This window comes from Burkholderia sp. BCC0097, assembly GCF_902832985.1.
Lineage (GTDB): Bacteria > Pseudomonadota > Gammaproteobacteria > Burkholderiales > Burkholderiaceae > Burkholderia > Burkholderia orbicola.
This window is the reverse complement of sequence record NZ_CADFDM010000004.1, coordinates 520,419-541,235: the sequence shown is the minus strand read 5'-3', so window position 1 is coordinate 541,235 and position 20,817 is coordinate 520,419. Positions and strand designations below refer to the sequence as shown.

Annotated in this window: 19 protein-coding genes and 1 pseudogene; 10 read left to right on the top strand and 10 right to left on the bottom strand. The window is 69.0% G+C overall.

The window, feature by feature from the left end; all coding sequences use genetic code 11:
* Nucleotides 1-264: 264 nt before the first annotated feature.
* Nucleotides 265-597, top strand: a complete 333-nt coding sequence (locus HWX07_RS16175) for a type II toxin-antitoxin system RelE/ParE family toxin (RefSeq protein ID WP_175876909.1) — start codon at nt 265-267, stop codon at nt 595-597.
* Nucleotides 594-923, top strand: coding sequence for a transcriptional regulator (locus HWX07_RS16170; protein ID WP_006479699.1), 330 nt, complete (start codon nt 594-596; stop codon nt 921-923). The genes HWX07_RS16175 and HWX07_RS16170 overlap by 4 nt, the downstream gene beginning before the upstream one ends.
* 24 nt (nt 924-947) lie before the next feature.
* Here the strand turns inward: HWX07_RS16170 and HWX07_RS16165 are convergent, their stop codons facing one another.
* Nucleotides 948-2,966, bottom strand: a complete 2,019-nt coding sequence (locus HWX07_RS16165) for an LssY C-terminal domain-containing protein (RefSeq protein WP_175876908.1) — start codon at nt 2,964-2,966, stop codon at nt 948-950.
* A 115-nt stretch (nt 2,967-3,081) separates the two neighbouring features.
* The gene (locus HWX07_RS16160; protein ID WP_011694632.1) at nt 3,082-3,534 is read right to left on the bottom strand and encodes a hypothetical protein; all 453 of its coding nucleotides are present in this window, start codon (nt 3,532-3,534) and stop codon (nt 3,082-3,084) included.
* A 331-nt stretch (nt 3,535-3,865) separates the two neighbouring features.
* Here HWX07_RS16160 and HWX07_RS16155 point away from each other — a divergent pair, with 331 nt between their 5' ends.
* Together HWX07_RS16155 and HWX07_RS16150 are read left to right on the top strand one after the other, a co-directional pair.
* Nucleotides 3,866-4,513: a response regulator transcription factor gene (locus HWX07_RS16155; protein ID WP_175876907.1), complete on the top strand. Its 648-nt coding sequence runs from the start codon at nt 3,866-3,868 to the stop codon at nt 4,511-4,513.
* The gene (locus HWX07_RS16150) at nt 4,510-6,300 is read left to right on the top strand and encodes a sensor histidine kinase (RefSeq protein ID WP_175876906.1); all 1,791 of its coding nucleotides are present in this window, start codon (nt 4,510-4,512) and stop codon (nt 6,298-6,300) included. The genes HWX07_RS16155 and HWX07_RS16150 overlap by 4 nt, the downstream gene beginning before the upstream one ends.
* 37 nt (nt 6,301-6,337) lie before the next feature.
* Here HWX07_RS16150 and HWX07_RS16145 read toward each other — a convergent pair.
* The 3 genes and pseudogenes from HWX07_RS16145 to HWX07_RS16135 form a co-directional block, all read right to left on the bottom strand.
* Nucleotides 6,338-6,502, bottom strand: a pseudogene (locus HWX07_RS16145) (prevent-host-death protein); the annotation flags it as partial.
* A gap of 158 nt (nt 6,503-6,660) precedes the next feature.
* A complete protein-coding gene (locus tag HWX07_RS16140; RefSeq protein ID WP_175683301.1) occupies nt 6,661-7,971 on the bottom strand; it encodes an MFS transporter in 1,311 nt (436 codons plus the stop codon).
* A 119-nt stretch (nt 7,972-8,090) separates the two neighbouring features.
* Nucleotides 8,091-9,116 carry an ABC transporter substrate-binding protein gene (locus HWX07_RS16135; RefSeq protein WP_175876905.1) on the bottom strand — a complete coding sequence of 342 codons (1,026 nt, stop codon included), beginning with the start codon at nt 9,114-9,116 and terminating at the stop codon, nt 8,091-8,093.
* Between the two features lie 237 nt (nt 9,117-9,353).
* On the opposite strand from HWX07_RS16135, the gene HWX07_RS16130 reads away from it, so the two are divergent.
* Both HWX07_RS16130 and HWX07_RS16125 read left to right on the top strand, forming a co-directional pair.
* A complete protein-coding gene (locus tag HWX07_RS16130) occupies nt 9,354-10,019 on the top strand; it encodes a response regulator transcription factor (protein WP_006479706.1) in 666 nt (221 codons plus the stop codon).
* Nucleotides 10,006-11,430, top strand: a complete 1,425-nt coding sequence (locus HWX07_RS16125) for a sensor histidine kinase (protein WP_175876904.1) — start codon at nt 10,006-10,008, stop codon at nt 11,428-11,430. Before HWX07_RS16130 ends, HWX07_RS16125 begins: the two co-directional genes overlap by 14 nt.
* Before the next feature lie 58 nt (nt 11,431-11,488).
* On the opposite strand, the gene HWX07_RS16120 is transcribed toward HWX07_RS16125, so the two are convergent.
* From HWX07_RS16120 to HWX07_RS16100, 5 genes are all read right to left on the bottom strand, one after another.
* A complete protein-coding gene (locus HWX07_RS16120; protein ID WP_175876903.1) occupies nt 11,489-11,938 on the bottom strand; it encodes a hypothetical protein in 450 nt (149 codons plus the stop codon).
* Nucleotides 11,939-12,025: 87 nt separating this feature from the next.
* A complete protein-coding gene (locus HWX07_RS16115) occupies nt 12,026-12,757 on the bottom strand; it encodes an ABC transporter ATP-binding protein (RefSeq protein WP_175876902.1) in 732 nt (243 codons plus the stop codon).
* Between the two features lie 30 nt (nt 12,758-12,787).
* Nucleotides 12,788-13,645 (bottom strand): ABC transporter ATP-binding protein, encoded by an 858-nt coding sequence (locus tag HWX07_RS16110; RefSeq protein WP_175876901.1) that lies wholly within the window; start codon nt 13,643-13,645, stop codon nt 12,788-12,790.
* Nucleotides 13,646-13,656: 11 nt separating this feature from the next.
* On the bottom strand, nt 13,657-15,468 hold the full coding sequence (locus tag HWX07_RS16105) for an ABC transporter permease (RefSeq protein ID WP_175876900.1): 1,812 nt from the start codon (nt 15,466-15,468) through the stop codon (nt 13,657-13,659).
* A 39-nt stretch (nt 15,469-15,507) separates the two neighbouring features.
* Nucleotides 15,508-16,701 carry an ABC transporter substrate-binding protein gene (locus HWX07_RS16100; RefSeq protein ID WP_175876899.1) on the bottom strand — a complete coding sequence of 398 codons (1,194 nt, stop codon included), beginning with the start codon at nt 16,699-16,701 and terminating at the stop codon, nt 15,508-15,510.
* 355 nt (nt 16,702-17,056) lie between these two features.
* On the opposite strand from HWX07_RS16100, the gene HWX07_RS16095 reads away from it, so the two are divergent.
* Genes HWX07_RS16095 through HWX07_RS16080 form a run of 4 tightly spaced genes read left to right on the top strand, consistent with a single transcriptional unit; the run spans nt 17,057 to nt 20,656 of the window.
* A complete protein-coding gene (locus HWX07_RS16095; RefSeq protein ID WP_175876898.1) occupies nt 17,057-18,070 on the top strand; it encodes a LysR family transcriptional regulator in 1,014 nt (337 codons plus the stop codon).
* Complete coding sequence (locus HWX07_RS16090; protein WP_175876897.1) at nt 18,067-19,491, top strand: NAD(P)/FAD-dependent oxidoreductase; 1,425 nt, start codon at nt 18,067-18,069, stop codon at nt 19,489-19,491. The genes HWX07_RS16095 and HWX07_RS16090 overlap by 4 nt, the downstream gene beginning before the upstream one ends.
* A 44-nt stretch (nt 19,492-19,535) precedes the next feature.
* Nucleotides 19,536-20,066, top strand: a complete 531-nt coding sequence (locus HWX07_RS16085; RefSeq protein WP_175876896.1) for a hypothetical protein — start codon at nt 19,536-19,538, stop codon at nt 20,064-20,066.
* Entirely contained in the window at nt 20,063-20,656 is a 594-nt protein-coding gene (locus HWX07_RS16080; protein WP_175808231.1) for a peroxidase-related enzyme, read from the top strand. The genes HWX07_RS16085 and HWX07_RS16080 overlap by 4 nt, the downstream gene beginning before the upstream one ends.
* Nucleotides 20,657-20,817 lie beyond the last annotated feature (161 nt).

Sequence of the window (20,817 nt, the reverse complement as noted above, 5' to 3'; positions counted from 1 at the left end):
AGTCTGCCGGCGGATTTTCCGCCCATCATTCATTCCCTCACGCTCCCCGTCTCGGGGTGCGTCTCCTCTCCTCACGCCATCGACAACCGGCCATTTGGCCGAATCGTCATGCGCCATCCCCGATGAAAGAATGATCGTCGTCCGGGGGCCCGCACCACGCCCTGATATCCCGACCATGAAGACGCCGTATGCGTGTCGGCCTCTAAACCATTGCGATGCAAACCGCTTCGTTCCCACTACCCTCTTTGTAGCTTATAAGTTACAATGTTCTCCAAGTTCGAACTCCTTCGCTATCAACGCGACGACGGTCGCGAGCCTTTCACCGAATGGCTGAACGCCGTCCGTGACAAGCCCGCGCAGGCGCGGATTCGCGAGCGCCTGCGCCGCGTGCAGACCGGCAACTTCGGCGATTGCGAGCCGATCGGCGAAGGCGTGATCGAACTGCGCGTCCATGTCGGCGCTGGCTATCGCGTGTACTTCGGCCGGCACGGCAGCGCCCTGGTGCTGCTGTTGTCCGGCGGCGACAAGGCGAGTCAATCCGACGACATCAGGCGCGCAAAGGAACACTGGTCGAACTGGAAACGGAGGCAAATGTGAACAAGCTCAAAGGCGCGGTATCGCACCACGACGCGGAAGTCGCCGAACTCGGCGCCGATCGCGAGCTCGCGGTCGCCTATCTGCGCGTCGCGATGGAATCGCTCGACGATCCCGACAACCGCGCGGCCGGCCTGCTGGCGCTGCGCACGGTCGCGGAAGCGTACGGCGGGCTCGGCGCGGTCGCGGCCGAAGCCGGCATCAGCCGCGAATCGCTGTATCGCACGCTGTCCCCGAACGGCAACCCGACGCTGAAGACCCTGCTTGCGGTGCTCAAGACCGTCGGCCTGCGCCTGTCCGTCGTTCCCGCGCAACCGTCGCACGCGTAAGGGGCGCACGGCACGCATGCCCCCTCACGGCTGAACCATCCACACGAGCAGCATCGCGTCCGGCGCGGCCGTCATCCCCGCCGGCCGATGCGCGATCGTCGGCTCGACCGCCAGCGCGTGGGCGATCGCCGCCGCATCGTCGATCGTCGTCGAGCGCACGAACGTCATCAGCCGCGCCGGCCGGCGCAGCGTCTCGCGATACAGCGCGCCGTACCACAGCGGCCGCATGCCGAGCGCATCCTGCAACACGTACGGATAGCGCCACAACCGCAGCACGAAGCGGCTTTCCGGGTGGGCCGGATCGACGCGAACGAACACACGCCGCGTGCTTTCCCCATGTGTATAGCGCGGCAGCACGGGCAGCGTATCGGCCGGCGCCTGCGGCAACAGCCAGCGCAGCGCGGTGGCCGGCGTCCACGGCGTCGCGCGCTGCCAGCCGGCCTGCGCGAGATGACGATCGAGCGTGTCCGACGTCGCGCTCCATTGCAGCGGCAGAAATTCCTCGCGGTCGCCGCCGATCTCGGTGCGCCGCGTCGGCACCCGCTGCCACCCACCGCGCAGCCACTGGTCGACGGTCATCGCGACCACGTCGCCGACATGCGGACGCGCCGCGCGATCGAGCTGCCACTGCGCGGGAACCGTCCATACGCCGGCCGTCGCGAGCACGACGACGACCGCGACGAGCGCGCCTCTGGGCTGCACGTGCTCGCGCACACGCCAGTACGCATAGGCGCCGGCGAGCAACGCGAACCATGCGAGCCCGAGGCTCCATCCGCCCAGCAAACCCGACAACCAGGTATCGCCGACGTACAGCCGCGCGAAGCCGCCGAGCACGATCCACAGCACGACCGCCGTCACGACCGGAATGCGCCACCGCGCGGGCCGGTCGCGCGCCAGCACCCAGCCAAGGCCGCTGCTCGCGAGGATCGCGAAGGCGGCGTCGCCGTCCGGCAGCGGCACGTGCAGCGTGCCCGGCGGCAGGCTCGCGGGCGTCGCGCCGGGCGCGCCCGCACCGAACACCGGCACAAGCATGAAGGCGACGCCGATCGTCGCGAGCCACCAGGCAGCCGTCAGCCAGCAGCGATGGATCATCAGCCACACGAGGAACGCGGCCGCGACGATCAACCCCGTGTCGTGCCCATGCAGCACGGCGAGCGCGCTCATCACGGCGTCGCCGGGTGGCGTGCGCAGGTTCTGCAGGAACGCATACAGCGCAATGTCCGCATGCATCAGCGGATCGTTCGCGACGACGTCCTGCACGATCCCCGCGAACAGCCATATGCAGCCGATGAACAGCAGCGCGAGCACGGGCACCGCGCCGGGCAACCCGCGCAGGTACGCGATCCCGTCGTGCAGCCGCGCGCCGAATCGCGGCCAGCGGCGCGCGCATGCATGCACGGTTTCGACGAGCGCGCGGCGCAGCAACGGCCAGCCGCGCCGCAGCGCGACGCGCACGCCGATCCACACGAGCGCGACCAGCGCGGCCACGACCAGCAGGATCGCGGCGACCCGCACGCTGATCGCCGCGGCCAGCGCGGCCGACGCGCCGAACAGGATGCCGGGCGCGACGTGCACGGGCGCCCATACGAGCGCCGACACCACGTTGACCGGATAGAACGACCGGCGCGGCAGCGTCGCGCAGCCGACGACGACCGGCACGACCGCCCGCACCGGCGCGAGAAAGCGCGCGAGCACGATGCTCTTCATGCCGTGACGCAGCACGAATTCCTCGCCGCGCGCGTAGGCGGTCGCATAGCCGAAGCGCGCCCACGCGTTGCGGATCATCCCGCGGTAACGTCGCCCGAGTTCGTAGCTGATCCCGTCGCCGATCACCGCGCCGACGGCCGCGACGCCGATCGTCGCCCATGCGTCGAGCGCGCCCGCGCCGATCAGCGCACCGGCCGCGAACATCACGGCGCCGGCCGGCACGATCGTGCCGACCAGCGCGATCGCCTCGGCGCACGCGGCCACGAACACGATCGCCAGCACGAGCAGCGGATGCGCGCCGATCGCGCCGATCCACGCATGGATCGTGTCGCTCATTGCACCCTCCCGGACGATGCGGCCCGGTGCGCGACTACCGGGCCGGCAAGGGCATTGGATACGTTCATCGCGACATGCGCACACTCGCGCCGGCGTCGGAGGTCAGCAGGCGGGGTCAGTCGAACTCGTGCTGCCGCGCGTCGGCCTCGAGCGGCGCGTCGTGATAGCCGACCGTCGCGATCTCCCGTAGATAGCGCGCAAGAAACGCGCCGATCGAGCCCGCCGCCTCGTATTGATGGACATGTCTGAATTCGTGGGTCAGCAGGCGGCGCGTGTCGTGCCCGCGCAGCACGTACACGGCATGACCGAGCGTGAGGCCGATCGTCCCGGGCGCCAGCAGCCCGGAGTCGCGGGCGATCGCGGCCAGCGTTGGCGTGTCGGGAAACGGCATGCGGTCGACCGCCATCACGCGAATCCGGTCCGGCTGCGCGACGCCCACCGTGCGCGCGTCGTCGGCTTGCGCCGGCGTCAGCGGCGCGCCCTGCGCGAGCCCGCGCGCGGCCTCCGCTTCGGCCCAGGCGACCGCGGCGGGCAGTGCGGACGGCAGGATATCGGCAAGGTCGATCATTGCAGGGCTCCTGGTTCGAGTGGTGGCATCGGGCACCAGTTTAGTCCCGAATCCGAACGGTTCGTGGCGCGGTGCCGGGGAGGCCGCTCCGGCTCGCGGCGGCGGCAACGGCGCCCGGGAATACCCTGAACCACCTGCGCACTGCACCGTACCCTTTCCTGCCGATTATTTCGTTTCAGTGCACATTCCGCGATCAACCCTCCCGAAAATTTCACGAACGAGTACCGTTTTCGGGTTCGGGCGCATATATTGGTCAGAAGAACAGCCGCGGCGACACCCGGACAGCAACGACAGCAATGCGCGGCGTCATCCCGAAGAGGATCGCTGGAAGATGATCAGGGTAATTCTGGCTGACGATCACGCAGTCATGCGGGACGGACTGCGTCACATCCTGGAGCGGGCCGGCGGTTTCGAGATCGTCGGCGAAGCGAGCGACGGCTCGGGCACGCTCGCGCTGGCCGAGCGCGCGGCCGCCGACGTGCTGCTGCTCGACCTGTCGATGCCCGCGCCGACCGGCATCGAGCTGATCCGGCTGGTCAAGCGCCAGGCGCCGTCGCTGCGCACGCTGGTGCTGACGATGCACGCGGAAAGCCAGTACGCGGCACGCGCGTTCAAGGCCGGCGCCACCGGCTACCTGACGAAGGACAGTGCGACGGCCGAGCTCGTCGAAGCCGTCGGCAAGGTGGCGGCGGGCGGCGTCTACGTGAGCCCGTCCGCGGCCGAAAGCCTCGCTCACACGCTGCGCGCGCCGGCTCAGGCGCTGCCGCACGAACGGCTGTCGGCGCGCGAGTTCGACGTGATGCGCCGCATCGTCGCGGGTCAGACCGTCACGCGAATCGCGTCCGAACTCGCGCTGAGCGCGAAGACGGTCAGCACGTACAAGACGCGCATCCTCGAGAAAATGGGGCTGCCGCACGAAGCCGCACTGGTCCGCTACACGGTGCGCCACGATCTCGACCTCGGCGACGACGACGCATGACGGCCGCATTCCGCTTCCCGCCCGCGCCACCGCCGGACGACGACGATCCGGACACGTCGCGCCTGTTCATGTCGTCGCTGCCGCCGGGCCGTCGCGAGCGGCGGCTCGCGCTCGCGACGGTACTCGTATCGGCCGTGATCTTCGCCGCGCTCGCGCCGTTCGCGGCCATGCCGCTCGCGCCGGGCGGGGCGTTCATTCCCGTGTACCAGTCGGCGATCGTCGTCAACGACATGGTGACGGCCGGCCTGCTGCTCGGCCAGTACGCGATCCTGCGCGAGAAGCCGCTGCTCGTGCTGGCGGGCGGCTACCTGTTCACGGCATTCATGGCCGGCACGCACATGCTGACCTTCCCCGGGCTGTTCACGCCGACCGGCCTGCTCGGCGCCGGCGAACAGACCACCGCATGGCTGTACCTGTTCTGGCATGGCGGCTTTCCGTTGTCGGTCGCCGCGTACGCGCTGCTGCGCGCGACGTCACGCGGGCGCCCGGTCCCGGCTCCGCAGCGGCGCGCGGCGATTCCGGTCGTCCTCTGCATCGCGGCCGCCGGCGGCGCGACGGTCGCGCTCGCGCTGCTCGCGACCGCCGGCCACGACCTGCTGCCGCGGATCATGAGCGGCAACCGGATGACCGCGACGATGTCGAAAGCCATCACGGTCGTCTGGGGCTTGAACCTCGTCGCGCTGATGCTGATGTGGCGGCAGCGGCGCCGCCATTCGGTGCTCGACCTGTGGGTGATGACGGTGCTCGTCGCGTGGCTGTTCGACATCGCGCTGTCGTCGATGCTGAATCACGGCCGCTTCGATCTCGGCTTCTATGCGGGGCGCGCGTACGGTCTCGTCGCGTCGGGCGTCGTGCTGTTCGCGATGCTGTTCGAGAACGGCCGGCTGCATGCGCAGACGGTGCGCGCGCTGGCCGGCGCACGCTACCAGCATCTGCTCGTCGTGCAGAAAAGCGCGCAGTTGAACGATGCGAACGAACGGCTCGAACAGCGCGTCGCCGCGCGCACCGCGCAACTGAGCGCGTCGAACCGCGACCTGCGGCGCGAAGTCGAGGAGCGCGTACGCGCGGAGCGGGCGCTACAGGCCTCGCGCGAGGAACTGCGCGAGATCGCCGCGATCAGCGCCAGCGCACGCGAAGCCGAGCAGCGCCGCATCGCGCGCGAGCTGCACGACGAACTGGCACAGACGCTCGCGACGCTGAAGAACGATCTCGAATGGCTGATCGACCACGTGCCGCAGGACGACGCATCGCTGGCACGCAAGATCGCGGCGATGCATGCGCTCGCGCGCGGCGCGGTGGCCGCGACCCGCCGCATCGCGTCGGACCTGCGCCCGCTGATGCTCGACGATCTCGGCTTCGCGGCCGCGATGCAATGGCTCGTGGAGGATTTTCGGCACCGTCACGGGATTGCCTGTTCGCTGCGCGTCGAGCCACCGGAGCTTCAACTCGACGAGCCGTATGCGACGGCCGTGTTCCGCATCGCGCAGGAAGCGCTCGCGAATGTCGCCCGGCACGCGGCCGCGTCGCATGCGGACGTCGAACTCGTGTGCGGCGGCGAAGCGATCGCGCTGACGATACGCGACGACGGCGCGGGATTCGATCCCGCAGTGCCACGCAAGTCGGCGTCGTTCGGGCTGGTGGGATTACGCGAGCGTGCGTATCTGGTCGGCGGCACGCTGCGGATCGCGACGACGCTCGGCGAAGGCACGACGGTCGAGGTGGAGATTCCGCGGGCGCGGGCGCCTGTGGCGGTCGCGCATGGCGTGGACGGGGATTCGCGGAGATAGGTCGCGAAGGCGACGACAGGTGCCGAACAACGATGGCTCAGTCAGCCGCCTTCGTCGAGCGCGCCGCTTTCAGCATCCGCTCCAGTTCCGCGCGGACGTTATCCGCATCGATATATTCGCCGGTCCGCCGCGCCTCGTCACGCGATGCCAGCCCGCGTGCGACGAACTCGCACTGCGTGCGGCGGCGCTGACCGCCGTCACGAGACATATTCATCGTCGTCACTTTCTTCATTGCCCGCTCCATTCGTCGCATGTGCACCGCATGGTAGCGCGCTCGGGTACTTGCCGTCGAACCGTCATGCGTCGCCCGGTTTCAGGATCATCGGAAACCGGCCGCCGCTGCGATAGCGACACGCGCCCTCACGCCCGCGCCGCCACCATCCCCCGCTCCGAACGCGTCCACGCGACCAGCGCGCCGACGCCGAGCAGCGCGAGGCACACGATCGGCACGATCATCGGCCCGAACGCGGTGCCCGTCACCTTGCCCGCGAACGGCATCAGGTTCTGGCTGAAGAAGCCGCCGAGGTTGCCGATCGAGTTGATCGCCGCGACGCTCGCGGCCGCCCGCGCGCCGGTGAAGTAACGCGGCGGCATCGACCAGAAGCACGGATACAGCAGCGGGATGCACGCGCCGCCGAGCACGAGCGCGATGAAGCGCAGCGGCGTCGACGGCAGCACGAGGCTCAGCAGAAAACCGAGCGCGCCGAGCGCCGCGACGATCGCGATCGTGCGCAGGATGCTCTTCGCGCGGCGCAGCTTCGACGGCAGCCACACCAGCAGCACCACCGCGAGCGCCCACGGCAGCATGCTCAGGAAGCCGTTCGTCGTGCTCGACACGCCGAACGATTTCACGATCGTCGGCAGCCAGTACGTGACGCCGTACAGCGACGTCGACATCAGCATGTAGGTCGCCGCGAACAGCATCACGCGCGGATCGAGCAGCGCCTTCCACGGCTGGCCGTGCTCGGCCTGCGCCGGCTTCTCGCGCTCCAGCGCGGCCGCGACGATCTGCTTCTCGCGCTCGTCGAGGAACCGCGCTTCGCGAAACGATGCGGGCAGCACTCGGAACACGACGATCGCGACGACCACGGCCGGAATGCCCGTCGCGACGAACACCCACTGCCAGCCCGCCAGCCCCCATACGCCGTTCAGGCTCAGCAGCACGCCGCCGACCAGCGAGCCGAGCATGTTCGCGAGCGCGCTGCCGAGCGTGAAGATGCCGAGCACCTTCGCGCGGTAGCTCTGCGGAAACCACAACGTCAGGTAATAGATCACGCCCGGATAGAAGCCGGCCTCGGCGATGCCGAGCACGAAACGCAGCGAGCAGAACGCCGGCATCGACGTCGTGAAGCCCATCAGCACCGTGATGAGCCCCCACGTCAGCATGATCCGCGCGAGCCACACGCGCGCGCCGTAGCGATGCAGCGCGAGCGTGCTCGGCACCTCGAACAGCAGGTAGCCGATGAAGAAGAGCGACGACGCGAGCCCGAACGCGGCTTCCGTCATGCCGAGGCTGTGCACCATCTGCAGTTTCGCGAAACCGACGTTCTGCCGGTCGATGAACGCGATCAGGAACATCACGACGAGGATGGGCAGCAGGCGCCGCGCCATCTTCGACATGATGCGCTGTTCTTCGGCGGACGCGGGGTCCAGGGTGTCGGTAGCGTTCACTTCAGGCTCCTTGGGTGAATCGGTTGAATCGGTTGAATCAGTTGAATCGGTGCCGCGCGTGACGAACGCGCCCGCGCGAGGTGTTTCGATGAATGGAATCGGATCGCGACGGGCGTGGCTCAACCCGACCGGTAGTCGTCGAGCATCGGCGCGAACATCTCGTGCCACGCGCGCGGCTTCGCCTTGATCGTGCCGGCGAGATACAGGAATTCGACGTAGTCCATCAGCTGGTTCGGCAGCACGGAGAAGCGCGTGTCGGGCGCGGCGAGCATCCGCATCACGTCGTCGTGCGACACGCCGACGCCCGACGACGCCGCATAGAGCGCCGCCGCCGCACGCGGGTCCTGCGCGATCAGGCGGTTCGCTTCGTCGAGCGCGCCGAGAAACGCGACGGCGAGCGCCGGCTCCGCATCGACGAGCCGCTTCGGCGCGAACACGACGTCGAGCGTCATGGGGCCGAGCACGTCGACCGAGCTCACCACGCGACGAATGCCCGGCTGCCGCAATTCGAGCGTCGAGAACGGCGGCGACGTGAAGTGCGCGGTCACGCCGTTCTCGCGGCGGATCAGCGCCTGCATCGCCTGCGGATGCGGCAGGTTCACGGTGATCGAATCGAGCTGCGCGAAATGCGTCGGGCCGAGCTGCCGGCTCGCGACCATCTGCAGCACGACCGCCGACAGCGACGTGCGGATGCCCGGCACCGCGATCCGGTCGGACGGCGTGAAGTCGCGCAGCGACGCGAGGCCCGCACGGTTCGCGTTCAGCGACAGCGACGTGGTCGACAGCCCGCTGATGCCGATCACCTCGACGTTCGGAATGCCGCGCGCCCGCGCCCACAGCTCGATGAAACCCGGCGCGCCGGCGCCCGCGAAATCGAGCGTGCCGGCCATCATCGCGTCGTTGACGGAATTGCCGCCATCGAGCAGCACCCATTCGACCGCGACGTCGCGCACGCCGTGGCGCGCCGCGTGCCGCTCGAACAGCCGCTGCTTCTCCATCACGAGCAGCGGCAGGTACAGCACGCCATAGCCTTTTGAGATCCGCACCGTGCGCGGCTTCGCGCGCACCAGCGCCGGCGCCCCGAGCCCGCCCAGCACGCCGAGCCCGGCTGCGATCAGCGCGCGGCGGCGGGGCGACGTCGTCATGCGCGTGCCGCCGTGCGGCTGACGGCCGGCAGCCACGCGCGGGCCGGCGTGGCGCCGCGGCGCGCGTTCGTCGTGCCCGTGACATGCTGCATGTTGCCGTCTCCTTGAATATTTCTGGTATTAATGCCGTCCTTGCATCCTGCTTCCGGCTCGACACAGGTTATCGGCCGAGTCTGAGAAAATGCTGACATCCCGGCCCCGGGAAAACCCCTAATTCACCTACCTTCAAACGGCACCATGCGCATTCTCGTCGTGGAGGACGATGCCGAAATCGGCGCGGCGATCCGCAGCCGGCTGGCCCGGCTCGGCCACGCCGTCGATCTCGAAACCGATGGCGCGACCGCGAACGGGCTGCTGCGCGTCGAGCGCTTCGATCTCGTCGTGCTCGATGCGAACCTGCCCGGCATGGATGGCTTCACGGTACTGCGCCACCTGCGCGCGTCGGGCAGCACGACGCCCGTGCTGCTCGTCACCGCCCGCTCGGCGATCGACGACCGCGTGAGCGGCCTCGGCCTCGGCGCCGACGACTACCTCGTGAAGCCGTTCGACTACCGCGAACTCGACGCGCGCGTGCAGGCGCTGCTGCGCCGCAACAGCGGCCACGCGAACGACGTGCTGACGCTGGGCGGCCTCGTGATCGACCGCAGCAGCCGCCTCGCGGAACTCGACGGCCAGCCGCTGTCGCTGTCGCGCCAGGAATTCGCGCTGCTCGAAATCCTCGCGAGCCGCCCGCAGCGCATCTTCTCGAAGGAAGAACTGCTGAACCAGTTGTTCAGCTTCGGCAACGAGCCGACCGCGAACGCTGTCGAGCAATACGTGACGCGCGTGCGCAAGAAGCTGCAGGGCAGCTCGGTCGAGATCCGCACCGCCCGCGGAATGGGGTATCAGATTGCCGCGCATTGACTGGTTCCCGAAGACGCTGTTCGGCCGCACGCTGCTGTTCATCGCGCTCGTCGTCGCGACCGGCGCGCTCGCGCTCGCGGCGATCGCGCGCTACTACGCGGGCGTCGCCGCCGAACGCGCATACGATCAGTTGCTCGCCGGCGCCTCGATCCAGGTCGCGGAAAACCTCTACGTGCAAGGCGGCGTGCTCGCGCTGAACCCGCCGGTGGCCGCGCTGTCGACGCTGTCGCGCTACGACCTCGTCTACTACAAGGTGGTCGATTCGCGCGGCGTGGTCGTGGCCGGCTACCACGATCTCGCGAGCCCCGCGACGCTCGCAGCCGCAAAGCAGGGCCCGGCGTTCGCGAATGCCGTCTATCAGGGGCATCGGGTCCGTACCGCGACGATCGCGCGCTACATGCCCGAGGAAAGCACGCCGGGCTGGGCGCTCGTGACGGTTGCGCAGACAACCAACGCGCGCCAGCAGCTGACGAACGACATGAGCTTCAAGGTGTGGACGCTGATCCTGCTGATGAGCGTGCTCGCGATCGGTGCGAGCGGCCTCGCGATCCGGCGCGGCCTGCGCCCGCTCGCGCAGATCGGCGCGATCATCGCCGCGCGCGACCCGGCCGACCTGCGGCCCGTGGCCGTCGATACGCCGAGCGAGATCGACGCGATCATCGGGTCGATCAATGGCTTGATGCACCGCCTCGCCGAGCGGATCAACGCGATGCAGCGCTTCATCGCCGACGCCGCGCACCAGATGCGCACGCCGCTTGCGCGGCTCGACGCGCAGATCGAGCTGCTCGACGGCGAATCCGATCCCGCGCGTCACGCGGCGCGGCTCGATGCACTGCGTACGACTTCTTCCGACGTCGGCCGGCTCACCGGGCAGTTGCTCAATCACGCGATGGTGATTCATCGCACCGAGGCCGTGCCGCTGCAACCGGTCGACCTCGTCGCGCTCGCGAAAGAGGTCCTGGGCCGCACGATTCCGCTCGCCGGTGAACGCGACGTGGCCGTTGCGTTCGCCAGCGACGCGCCGCACGCATGGATCGACGGCGATGCGATCAGTCTTCAGGAAGCACTGTCGAACGTGCTGCACAACGCGCTGCTGCATGGGCATGCGGACGACATCGTCGTGGCGGTCGCGACCATGGGCAACGCGGATCAAGCGGTGACGCTGACCGTCACCGACAACGGGCGCGGGATGCCGCGCGAGCACTGGGACGCGGCGTTGCAGCCGTTCGTGCGGATCGCACCGGACGGCAGTGAGCGACGCACGGGGTCCGGCCTCGGGCTCGCGATCGTGCAGGAAGTGATGAAGGCGCACGGCGGGCGCGTGGGGTTCGCGTTTCCCGATGCAGGCGGGTTCGCGGTGGTGCTGACGTTTCCGCGGGCGGCGGCGACGCACGCTGCAAGCGACGCTTAAGCAACCTCAGATCCGGTGCAAGCACGGCTCGATTGAACGCCACCGCGGCGACACGCGTTCAGTCGTCGCTGTCCCGATCGTCGTCGGCGTTGCGCTGCGCATACCGCGCCACCCGTTGATCCAGTTCGTCATACTGGCGGTCGCAGAACAACCGGCACAACGCATCGACGTCCACGCGCTTTCTCACGTCGATCGTCTCGACGTGCTGCTCCAGCTTGCCCTTGCCGATGCCGAAGAGGCCCTTCTTCATCCGCATGGACACCGCATTCAGCTGAAAACCGTCCGAATGCGCATCCGTCAACGCAGTCACCCACAGTTCGCGCTGATCGTCCGCATGCTGCAGCACGAGCGCCGGCAGCGGGCCGTCCTGCGTGTCGTTCCATTCGACGTGCTGGGCCGCCCAAGGGAACGCATCGAACACGTGAACGAACGACGCGTAGTCGGTTGCGCCCTGCTGATCGAGCTGATTGAAATCGTAGCCGACTTTCTGGATGGAATAGGTCAACATGGCGCAGTGCTCTCCGTGGTGTCGATCGCGACAGAACGCCAATCTACTCCACATTTCACGGCGCTTGGCAGCACCTGCTTGCGCAGCCTACACCGCCACCGCCTCCCCACCGAGATACGCATCGCGCACGCGCTCATCGTCGAGCAGCGTTTTCGCGGGCCCTTCGAGCACGACGCGCCCCGTCTGCAGCACGTACCCGTAGTGCGCGATCTCCAGCGCGAGGCTCGCGTTCTGCTCGACCATGAACACCGTCACGCCCTGCTTGTTGATCGCGTCGATCAGCTCCAGCACCTTGTCGACGTAGAGCGGCGACAGCCCCATCGTCGGCTCGTCCATGCAGATCAGTTTCGGCCGCGCCATCAGCGCACGCGCCATCGCAAGCATCTGCTGCTCGCCGCCCGACAGCGTGCCCGCGCGCTGCGCGAGCCGTTCGCGCACACGCGGAAACAGGTCGAGCACGCGTTCGTAGTCTTCGGCCACCGCCGCACGAGCGCCGCGCGTGTACGCGCCCATCAGCAAATTCTCGCGCACGCTCATGTCGCCGAACAGCCGCCGCGCCTCGGGCACGGCCGCGATCCCGCGCCGTACGCGCTGCGGCGTCGCGAGCGCGGTCACGTCGTCGCCGTCGAAACGCACGACGCCGCGCTTCGGCCGCATCAGCCCGAGGATCAGCTTCATCGTCGTCGACTTGCCGCTCGCGTTGCCGCCGAGCAGGCTGACGATCTGCCCGCGGCCAACCTCGAAGTTCACGTCGAAGTGCACCTGTACCGGTCCGTAGAACGTGTCGAGATGTTCGAGTTTCAGCAGCATGTCGGTCATGGTCGTATCAGGTCACGGAAGATTGCACGGTCATGCGGCCGCCTGCGCGGTGCGCTCGGCCGGTGTGCCACCCGCGTGGCGGCGGCCGAGATAGGCTTCGATCACGCGCGGATCGTGCCGCACGTCGCGCGGCGCGCCTTCCGCGATCTTCACGCCGTTGTCGAGCACCATCACGCGGTCGGACACACGCATCACGAGTTCGAGCTTGTGCTCGATCAACAGGATCGTCAGGCCGCCTGCCTTCAGCGACTGGATCAGTTCCAGCATCTCGGCCGTCTCCGTCTCGTTCATGCCAGCCGTCGGCTCGTCGAGCAACAGCAGCCGCGGATGCAGCGCGAGCGCGCGGCCGATCTCCACGCGCCGCCGGTTCGCATACGACAGGCTGTGCGCCGGATGATCGATGCGCGGCGTGAGCCGTTCGCCGAACCCGGCGACGATCGCGCGCGCCTCTTCGCGCAGTGCGGCTTCCTCGCGCCGGACCGACGCGGGCCGCACGAGCGCGCGCAGCACTTCGGCGGCCGCGCCGAGCGCCGGCCAGCCCGGCCGTGCCGCACGCAGCCGCGCATGCGCGCCGATCAGCACGTTGTCGAGCACGCTCAGGTTGCCGAACACGCGGCCGTGCTGGAACGTGCGTGCGATGCCGAGCGCCGCGAGCCGTTCCGGCGCGGTGCCGGTGATGTCGCGGCCGTCGAACGTCACGCGGCCGGCGTCGGGCCGGTCGGCGCCCGCGATCAGGTTGAACAGCGTCGACTTGCCCGCGCCGTTCGGGCCGATCACGCTCAGCAGTTCGCCGTCGGCCAGCGTCAGGCTCGCGCCGTCGAGCGCGGTCACGCCGTCGAAGCGGCGCGTCAAACCCTGTACGTCGAGCAGGGGTCGAGTGGTGGTCATCGCATTCCTCCTCACACCGTGCCGAGCAGGCCCTGCGGCCGGAACCGGACGAGCAGCAGCAGCACGAGGCCGTAGATCAGCATCCGGTAATCGGCCGCCCAGCGGAACAGTTCGGGCAGCCCGATCAGCGCGATCGCGCCGACGATGCCGCCGAGCACGTTGCCGAGCCCGCCCAGGATCACCATCGTCAACGCGAGGATCGACACCTGCGAATCGAAGGTCTGGTGATTGATGTAGCTGTACAGATGCGCGGCGATGCCGCCGCTCACACCGGCCGCGACGCCGCCGACCGCGAACGCGATCGCCTTGTAGCGGTTCGGCGCGATGCCGTGCGCACGCGCGGCCACATCGTCCTCGCGCACCGCGCGCAGCGTGCGACCCAGATGCGAGCGCAGCAGCCGCACCTGCACGAGCGCGAACACGACGAGCACCGCGAACGTGAACCAGTACGCGGCGCGCGCGGTCGTCGCCCACGGCAGCGGCGCGATGCCGGTGATGCCGAGCGGGCCGCGCGTCAGGCCGTCCCAGTTCAGGATCACGAGACTCACCACTTCGCCGATGCCGAGCGTCGCGATCGACACGTAGTGCCCCCGCAGCCGGAACGCCGGATAGACGAGCAGCGTGCCGAGCACGGCCGTGATCGCACCGGCGCACGGGATCGTCACGGCCGGCGACCAGCCGAGATCCGACGACAGCAGCGCCGACGCATACGCGCCGATCACGAGCAGTGCGGCGTGGCCGAGCGAGATCTGCCCGACCGTGCCCGCGACGAGCGTGAGGCTCAGCGCGAGCAGCCCGTACAGCCACGCGTTGGTCAGCGTCTGCAGCACGTAAGGCGATGCACCGAGCCACGGCAGCACGGCCGCCGCCGCGATCAGCGCGACGAGCAGCGGGCGCGGCACGCGCACCGCTTTCGCGGCGGCGAGGAAAGTGCCCGTCATCGGCTCGGGCGGCAGCGCGCGATTCGCGCTGAACAAGCCGTTCGGCCGCCACACGAGGAACACGATCAGCAGCCCGAACGCGAACAGGTCGCGATAGCTGGTGCCGAACAGCGCGACGCCGTAGCTTTCGACGAGACCGAGCAGCAGGCTGCCGGCGATCGCGCCCGGCACGTTGCCGAGCCCGCCGATCAGCAGCGCGACGACGCCTTTCAGCGTCGCCTGGAAGCCCATCGCCGGATCGATGCTGTTGTAGTACATACCGACCAGCAACCCGCTCACGCCGCCGAGCGCGCACGCGATCGCGAACACGGTCTGGTTCACGCGATCGACGTCGACACCCATCTGCAGCGCCGCATCGCGATCCTGCGCGGTGGCGCGCACGGCCCAGCCGAGGCGCGTGAAGCGCAGGAAGCCGTACAGCAGCGCGGCCGCCGCGATGCCGATGCCCGCGATCAGCAAGTCGAGCGAGCCGAGCGTCGCGCCGGCGATCCGCACGTGCCAGTCGGGCAGCGGCGTCGGCACCGCCCGCGGGTCCGCGCCGAACGCGAGCTGCGCGAGCTGGTCGAGGATGAAGCTGATGCCGATCGTCGCGAGCAGCGGCGCGATGCGCGCGGCATGACGCAGCGGCCGCAGGCCGATCCGTTCGATCGCGATGCCGAGCGCGCCGCAGCCGACCACGACCGCCGCGAGCGCGACCGGCAGCGGCAGCCCGAAGCGCGTCAGGTACAGCCAGCCGATGAACGCGCCGACCATGTAGACCGAGCCGTGCGCGAAGTTGATCAGGTGCGACACGCCGAAGATCAGCGCGAGCCCGACTGCGAGCAGCGCGTAGATGTTGCCGACGATGAGGCCGTTGAGCGTGTAGTCGAGCCAGTAAGCCATCACGATGCGTCCGTCAGGTGCAGGCGGTTCATGTCGGGTTCAGCGCGCCGCGAGCTGCGGCTTCGCGCCGTCCCACAGCGCCCACTGCCCCTGCTTCACGACCAGATAGACCGTGCGCGCGCCGGCGACGCGGCGCGTCTGCGGATCGAAGCGCACCTTGCCGAAGATCACGCTCGGCACGTCGCTCACTTTCGCGAAGCCGTCGTGCGCGGCCTGGCGCGTCGTGCCGTAGCGGCGCAGCACCTCGGCCGACAGGATCAGCGCATCGTAAGCACGCGCGACGAACGAATCGGGATCGGCGTGGAATTTCGCGCGATAGCGCTGCACGAACGCCTGCACCTCGGGGCGCGGTTCGGCCGGGAAGAAGTTCGATTCCGTATAGACGCCTTCGACGGCCGTGCCGCCCAGTTCGAGGAATTTCGGCGAATACACGGAGCCGACCGCCGCGATCGGCACTGCCACGCCCGATGTGCGCGCCTGACGCACGATCTGCGCGCCGTCCGCGTAATAGGAGATCAGCACGATCGAATCGGGCTTCGACTCACCGATGCGCACGAGCGTCGAGCGGAAATCCTTCTCCGTCGGCTGGTAGCCTTCGGCCGCGACGACCTGCGCGCCGAGCCCCGTCACCGCCTTCGCGAAGATGTCCTTGCTGGTGCGGCCCCAGTCGGTGTTCAGGTACAGCACCGCGATCCGCTTGAAGCCGAGTTCCTTCACCGCATAGCGCGCGAGCAGCGGCTGTTCCTCGGCCTGGCTCAGCGCGGTGCTCCACAGATAATCGCCGCCCTTCGTGAAATCCGGATGCGAATTCGTGAAGCCGAACTGGATTAGTTGCCCACGCTGGTAGATCGGCGACGCGGCCATCGACGTCGCGCTCGAGAAATCGCCGAGCTCGATCACGATACGCGGATCGGCGACGAACTTCTGCGCGATCGCCACCGCCTGGCGCGGATCGCTGCGGCTGTCCTGGAAGTCGACCGCGAGCGGCCGGCCATGAATGCCGCCGCTGCCGTTGATCTCGTCTAGCGCGAGATCGAAGCCGCGCTTCCACTGCTCGCCGTATTGCGCGTCCTGGCCTGTGAGCGGCCCGCTCACGCCGATCACCACCGGCTCACCCGACACGCCGGCCGCGAGCGCGCCGCTCGTCGACAAGCCCCATGCGGCGGCGAGCGCCGCCACCGTGCCCAGCACACGCCGCCATGCGCCGCGTGCGTCGTTCCCCGAAACGTTCATGCGTCCCCCAGCTTCAGTCAGTCGAAAAGAGTGAGGGCATGTAACCATCGGGTTCGGGACGATCCAACGAAGTTTTGTGCATATCGATATCGCATGCGGCGCGAAGCGGATGACGTTCGCGATCGATCGTGTCGACCCGCCACATCGACCGACATGCGGGCATGCATCGCATCGCGTTGATTCGATTGGCGTTTCGTTCTCGTCATCCCGCGCAACCGGCGCGCATGCGCGCATCGCCGGTCGCCGGGCCGGTCATGCCCTTCGCAGTTTTCCCGCTGTCGATAGCAAAAATCATTATATGAATCGCGCATGCTCACGCTCCTACAATGCGTAAATCGCATCATCGGAACGCGTCATGGAGCTGCATCAACTCGAAGCCTTTTCCGCGGTCATGTCGGCCGGCAGCGTGACCGGCGCGGGCGAACTGCTCGGCCGCTCGCAGCCGGCCGTCACGCGGCAGATCCAGGAACTCGAAGCCGATCTCGGCTACGCGCTGTTCGACCGGCACGGCCCGCGCGTCACGCCGACGCGCCGCGCGTTCCTGCTGTACGAGGAAGTCGAGCGCTCGCTGGTCGGGCTGCGCGCGATCGAGGCGCGGGCCCGCGCGCTCGGCGATGAAACCGCCGAACCCGTGCGCATCGCGGCGACGCCGTCGCTCGCGGCCACGCTCGTGCCGGCCGCGCTGGCCGCGCTGCCGGACGATGCGCACGCGCCGCACTACCAGTTGCGCAGCGAATCGGCCGAGCATGTCGTGCACGAGGTGCTGGCCGGCACGGCCGATGTCGGCGTCGTCACGCTGCCGATGGCGCATGCCGGGCTCGACGTGCACTGGATCGCGCAGACGCCCTGTGTCGCCGTATTGCCGGCCGACGATCCGCTCGCGGCGAAGCCGCGTATCGCACTGCGCGACCTCGCGCGACGCCGCATCGTGACGGTCGCGAACCGGCACCGGCTGCGCCAGCGCATCGACGCGGCGTTCGCGGCCGCGCGGGTCGATGCGCGCGTATTCATCGAAACCAATGCGTCGCTGAATGCGGTGATGGCAGCGCGCGCGGGCATCGGGATCGGCATCGTCGATCCTGCGACCGGTGTCGCGTTGCCGGTGGAGGGTGTCGTCGCACGCGCGCTCGACGTCGACATCCCGTTCGCGTTCGGCGTTGCAACGCCGGCCGGCAAGGCGCGCACGGCGGCCGTCGATGCGCTGCTCGACGCGCTGCATCGCACGACGCGCACGCTGCTCGACGACGTGATCTTTCACGACGCCGCCGCGCACGACGCGCTGCTGCGCGGCGACCGGCTGCGCACCGACCGCAACGCGCGACCGCCTCGCCCGACCCGTGCGCGCCGCGCGCGCCCGGAGGCCGCATGACGGCCCAGCTCGACGCACTCGAAGCACGGCTCGCGCAGGACCTGCGCTGGCTCGACCTGCCCGCGCCGTCGTGGGTGCCGCCGCGCGAAGCGGACGGCGTGCGCGTGCTCGACGTGGCGATCGTCGGCGGCGGCATGGCCGGGCTCGCGGCCTCCGCCGAACTGCGCCTGCTCGGCATCGACAACCAGTGCGTGATCGACCGCGCGCCGGCCGGCTACGAAGGCCCGTGGGTCACGTTCGCGCGGATGGAGACGCTGCGCTCGCCGAAGCAGCTTGCGGGCCCCGCGCTCGGGCTGCCCGCGCTGACGTTCCGCGCGTGGTTCGAAGCGCAATACGGCCGCGACGCGTGGGACGCGCTCTACAAGATTCCGCGCCCGCAATGGATGGACTACCTGCGCTGGTATCGGCGCGTGCTTGACCTGCAGGTGCGCAACGACACGACGCTCGTCGCGCTGCGCCCGCGCGACGACGGGCTGCTCGCGCTCGACGTGCGCGGCAACGGCGAAGCGCAGACGCTGCTCGCGCGGCACGTCGTGCTCGCAACCGGCCGCGACGGTCTCGGCGGCCCGTACGTGCCGCCCGTCGCGCAACGCGTGCCGCGCTCGCGCTGGGCCCATTCGTCCGAGCCGATCGATTTCGCCGCGCTCGCCGGCAAGCGTGTCGGCGTGGTCGGCGCGGGCGCGTCCGCGTTCGACAACGCGGGCACTGCGCTCGAAGCGGGCGCCGCCCGCGTCGACCTGTTCTTCCGCCGCGCCGACATTCCACGCATCAACAAGCTGACCGGCATCGGCAGCCCGGGCCTCGTGCATGGCTATGCCGATCTCGACGATGCGACGAAGTGGCGTTTCATGCACTACGCGCTCACGTCGCAGACGCCGCCACCGCGCGACAGCGTGCTGCGCGTCTCGCGCCACGACCATGCGCATTTCCATGCGGGCAGCCCGATCGAGACGCTCGCCGGCCATGCGGACGGCCTCGACGTGACGACGCCGCGCGGCCGCTACACGGTCGATTTCCTGATCTTCGCGACCGGCTTTCATTCGGACTGGACGACACGCGCGGAATTCGCGTCGTTCGGCGCGCACGTGCGGCGCTGGAAGGATCGCTATCGGCCGGAACCGGCGCTGTGGCTCGACGAGCTCGCCGAGTCGCCCGATCTCGGCCCCGCGTTCGCGTTCCAGGAGCGCGAGCGCGGCGCCTGTCCGGCCGTCACGCGCATCCATTGCTTCAACCATGCGGCGAGCCTGAGCCACGGCAAGCTGTCCGGCGACATCCCGGCGATCAGCGCGGGCGCGCAGCGGCTGGCGCGCGGCATTGCGAGCCGGCTGTTCGATGCCGATCGGGACCGCCATTACGACGCGCTCGTTGCGTACGCGAATGCCGAGCTGCAAGGCGACGAATGGCGCGACGCCGATGCGTGAACGCACGCCATCGATCACACCGACGAAGAAGGAAAACCGAAACGATGACTGACTCCATCACGCCGGACGCCGTGCCGGATACGATCGACGCGGTGGCCGGACTGCACGACGGCGATGCCGTCGCCGCGCTGCGCCGCGCACGCGACAAGGTGCTGCTGCATACGCAGCTGAGCGAAGCCGCGCTGTTCGATCCCGCATTGCCCGATCTTTCGCGGGTCGAGCGGCTGCATGCGGCGCGGTATGTCGCGCGGAAGTCGAATGCACACGCGCTGGCTGACATCTATCGCGCCCGGCTGCTCGACGCGGGCGGCACGACACGCGACATCGAACACGCGGATGCCGATGCATTCGACGCACTGTCTCAACGCCTCGGCGCGCTTCTCGCGCACGCGAAGCGCCTGACGCTCTCCCCTGTCGATGCACGCGCATCCGATCTTGACGCGCTGAAGTCGGCCGGACTCACGACACCCGCGATCGTCGCGCTGTCGCAGCTCGTGGCGTTCGTCGCCTATCAGTTGCGCGTTGCCGTTGCCGCGCAGGCGCTTCAGGCCCGTGCCGGCAAGGAGGCCGCATGACGACGAGCGCTCACGGCTTCACATCCGACACGCTCGGCTGGCGCGCGTGGCTCGACACGGTCTCGCTCGACGCCGCGACGCCCGATCAGCTTGCGGTGCTCGAAGCAAGCCATCCGCAAGCGAAGACGTCCGACTATTACCTGCTGCTCGTGCACCTGCCCGAGATCCTGCGGCAACGCTCCGGCGTGTTCAACGCGATCATGTACGGCCCCGGCGGCCTGTCGCGCGCGGAACGCGAACTGGCCAGCACGGCCGTGTCGCGCGTGAACGGCTGCGTGTACTGCGCGTCGGTGCATGCGCAACGCTTCGCGCAGCTCGCGAAACGCACCGATGCGATCGAACAGGTGTTCGACGATCCGGCGACGGCCGGCACGACGGCGCGCGAACGCGCGATCGTCCGCTATGCGATCGCGTTGACCGAACGGCCCGACGCGATCGGCGAAAGCGACATCGCCGCGCTCGAAGCCGAAGGGCTCACGCATGAGGAGATTCTCGACCTGTCGCACGCGATCGCGATCTTCGCGTGGGCGAACCGGTTGATGCTGACGCTCGGCGAGCCGGTGTTTCCGGAATCGGCGGCCGGCGCCTGACCGCGCGCAGGGACGCGGCGCGGCCCTGCCCGCGTCACGCCTTGTGCGTCGACAACAAGATGCTCGTCTCGGTATGGGCGATCGCCGTTCGGTAACCGCGCGCGATGGTGCAGCAATCGGGCAGCGGAAAAGCGTCGCGAAGTGATGTCGCACGCCTGAAT

Excerpts from the sequence above, each read along its gene's own strand:
- HWX07_RS16155 (WP_175876907.1), top strand. The coding sequence starts at position 3,866 with ATGATCAGGGTAATTCTGGCTGACGATCACGCAGTCATGCGGGACGGA.
- HWX07_RS16150 (WP_175876906.1), top strand. The coding sequence starts at position 4,510 with ATGACGGCCGCATTCCGCTTCCCGCCCGCGCCACCGCCGGACGACGAC.
- HWX07_RS16085 (WP_175876896.1), top strand. The coding sequence starts at position 19,536 with ATGACTGACTCCATCACGCCGGACGCCGTGCCGGATACGATCGACGCG.
- HWX07_RS16095 (WP_175876898.1), top strand. The coding sequence starts at position 17,057 with ATGGAGCTGCATCAACTCGAAGCCTTTTCCGCGGTCATGTCGGCCGGC.
- HWX07_RS16130 (WP_006479706.1), top strand. The coding sequence starts at position 9,354 with ATGCGCATTCTCGTCGTGGAGGACGATGCCGAAATCGGCGCGGCGATC.
- HWX07_RS16160 (WP_011694632.1), bottom strand. The coding sequence starts at position 3,534 with ATGATCGACCTTGCCGATATCCTGCCGTCCGCACTGCCCGCCGCGGTC.
- HWX07_RS16100 (WP_175876899.1), bottom strand. The coding sequence starts at position 16,701 with ATGAACGTTTCGGGGAACGACGCACGCGGCGCATGGCGGCGTGTGCTG.
- HWX07_RS16165 (WP_175876908.1), bottom strand. The coding sequence starts at position 2,966 with ATGAGCGACACGATCCATGCGTGGATCGGCGCGATCGGCGCGCATCCG.
- HWX07_RS16115 (WP_175876902.1), bottom strand. The coding sequence starts at position 12,757 with ATGACCGACATGCTGCTGAAACTCGAACATCTCGACACGTTCTACGGA.
- HWX07_RS16090 (WP_175876897.1), top strand. The coding sequence starts at position 18,067 with ATGACGGCCCAGCTCGACGCACTCGAAGCACGGCTCGCGCAGGACCTG.
- HWX07_RS16105 (WP_175876900.1), bottom strand. The coding sequence starts at position 15,468 with ATGGCTTACTGGCTCGACTACACGCTCAACGGCCTCATCGTCGGCAAC.
- HWX07_RS16135 (WP_175876905.1), bottom strand. The coding sequence starts at position 9,116 with ATGACGACGTCGCCCCGCCGCCGCGCGCTGATCGCAGCCGGGCTCGGC.
- HWX07_RS16110 (WP_175876901.1), bottom strand. The coding sequence starts at position 13,645 with ATGACCACCACTCGACCCCTGCTCGACGTACAGGGTTTGACGCGCCGC.
- HWX07_RS16120 (WP_175876903.1), bottom strand. The coding sequence starts at position 11,938 with ATGTTGACCTATTCCATCCAGAAAGTCGGCTACGATTTCAATCAGCTC.
- HWX07_RS16080 (WP_175808231.1), top strand. The coding sequence starts at position 20,063 with ATGACGACGAGCGCTCACGGCTTCACATCCGACACGCTCGGCTGGCGC.
- HWX07_RS16175 (WP_175876909.1), top strand. The coding sequence starts at position 265 with ATGTTCTCCAAGTTCGAACTCCTTCGCTATCAACGCGACGACGGTCGC.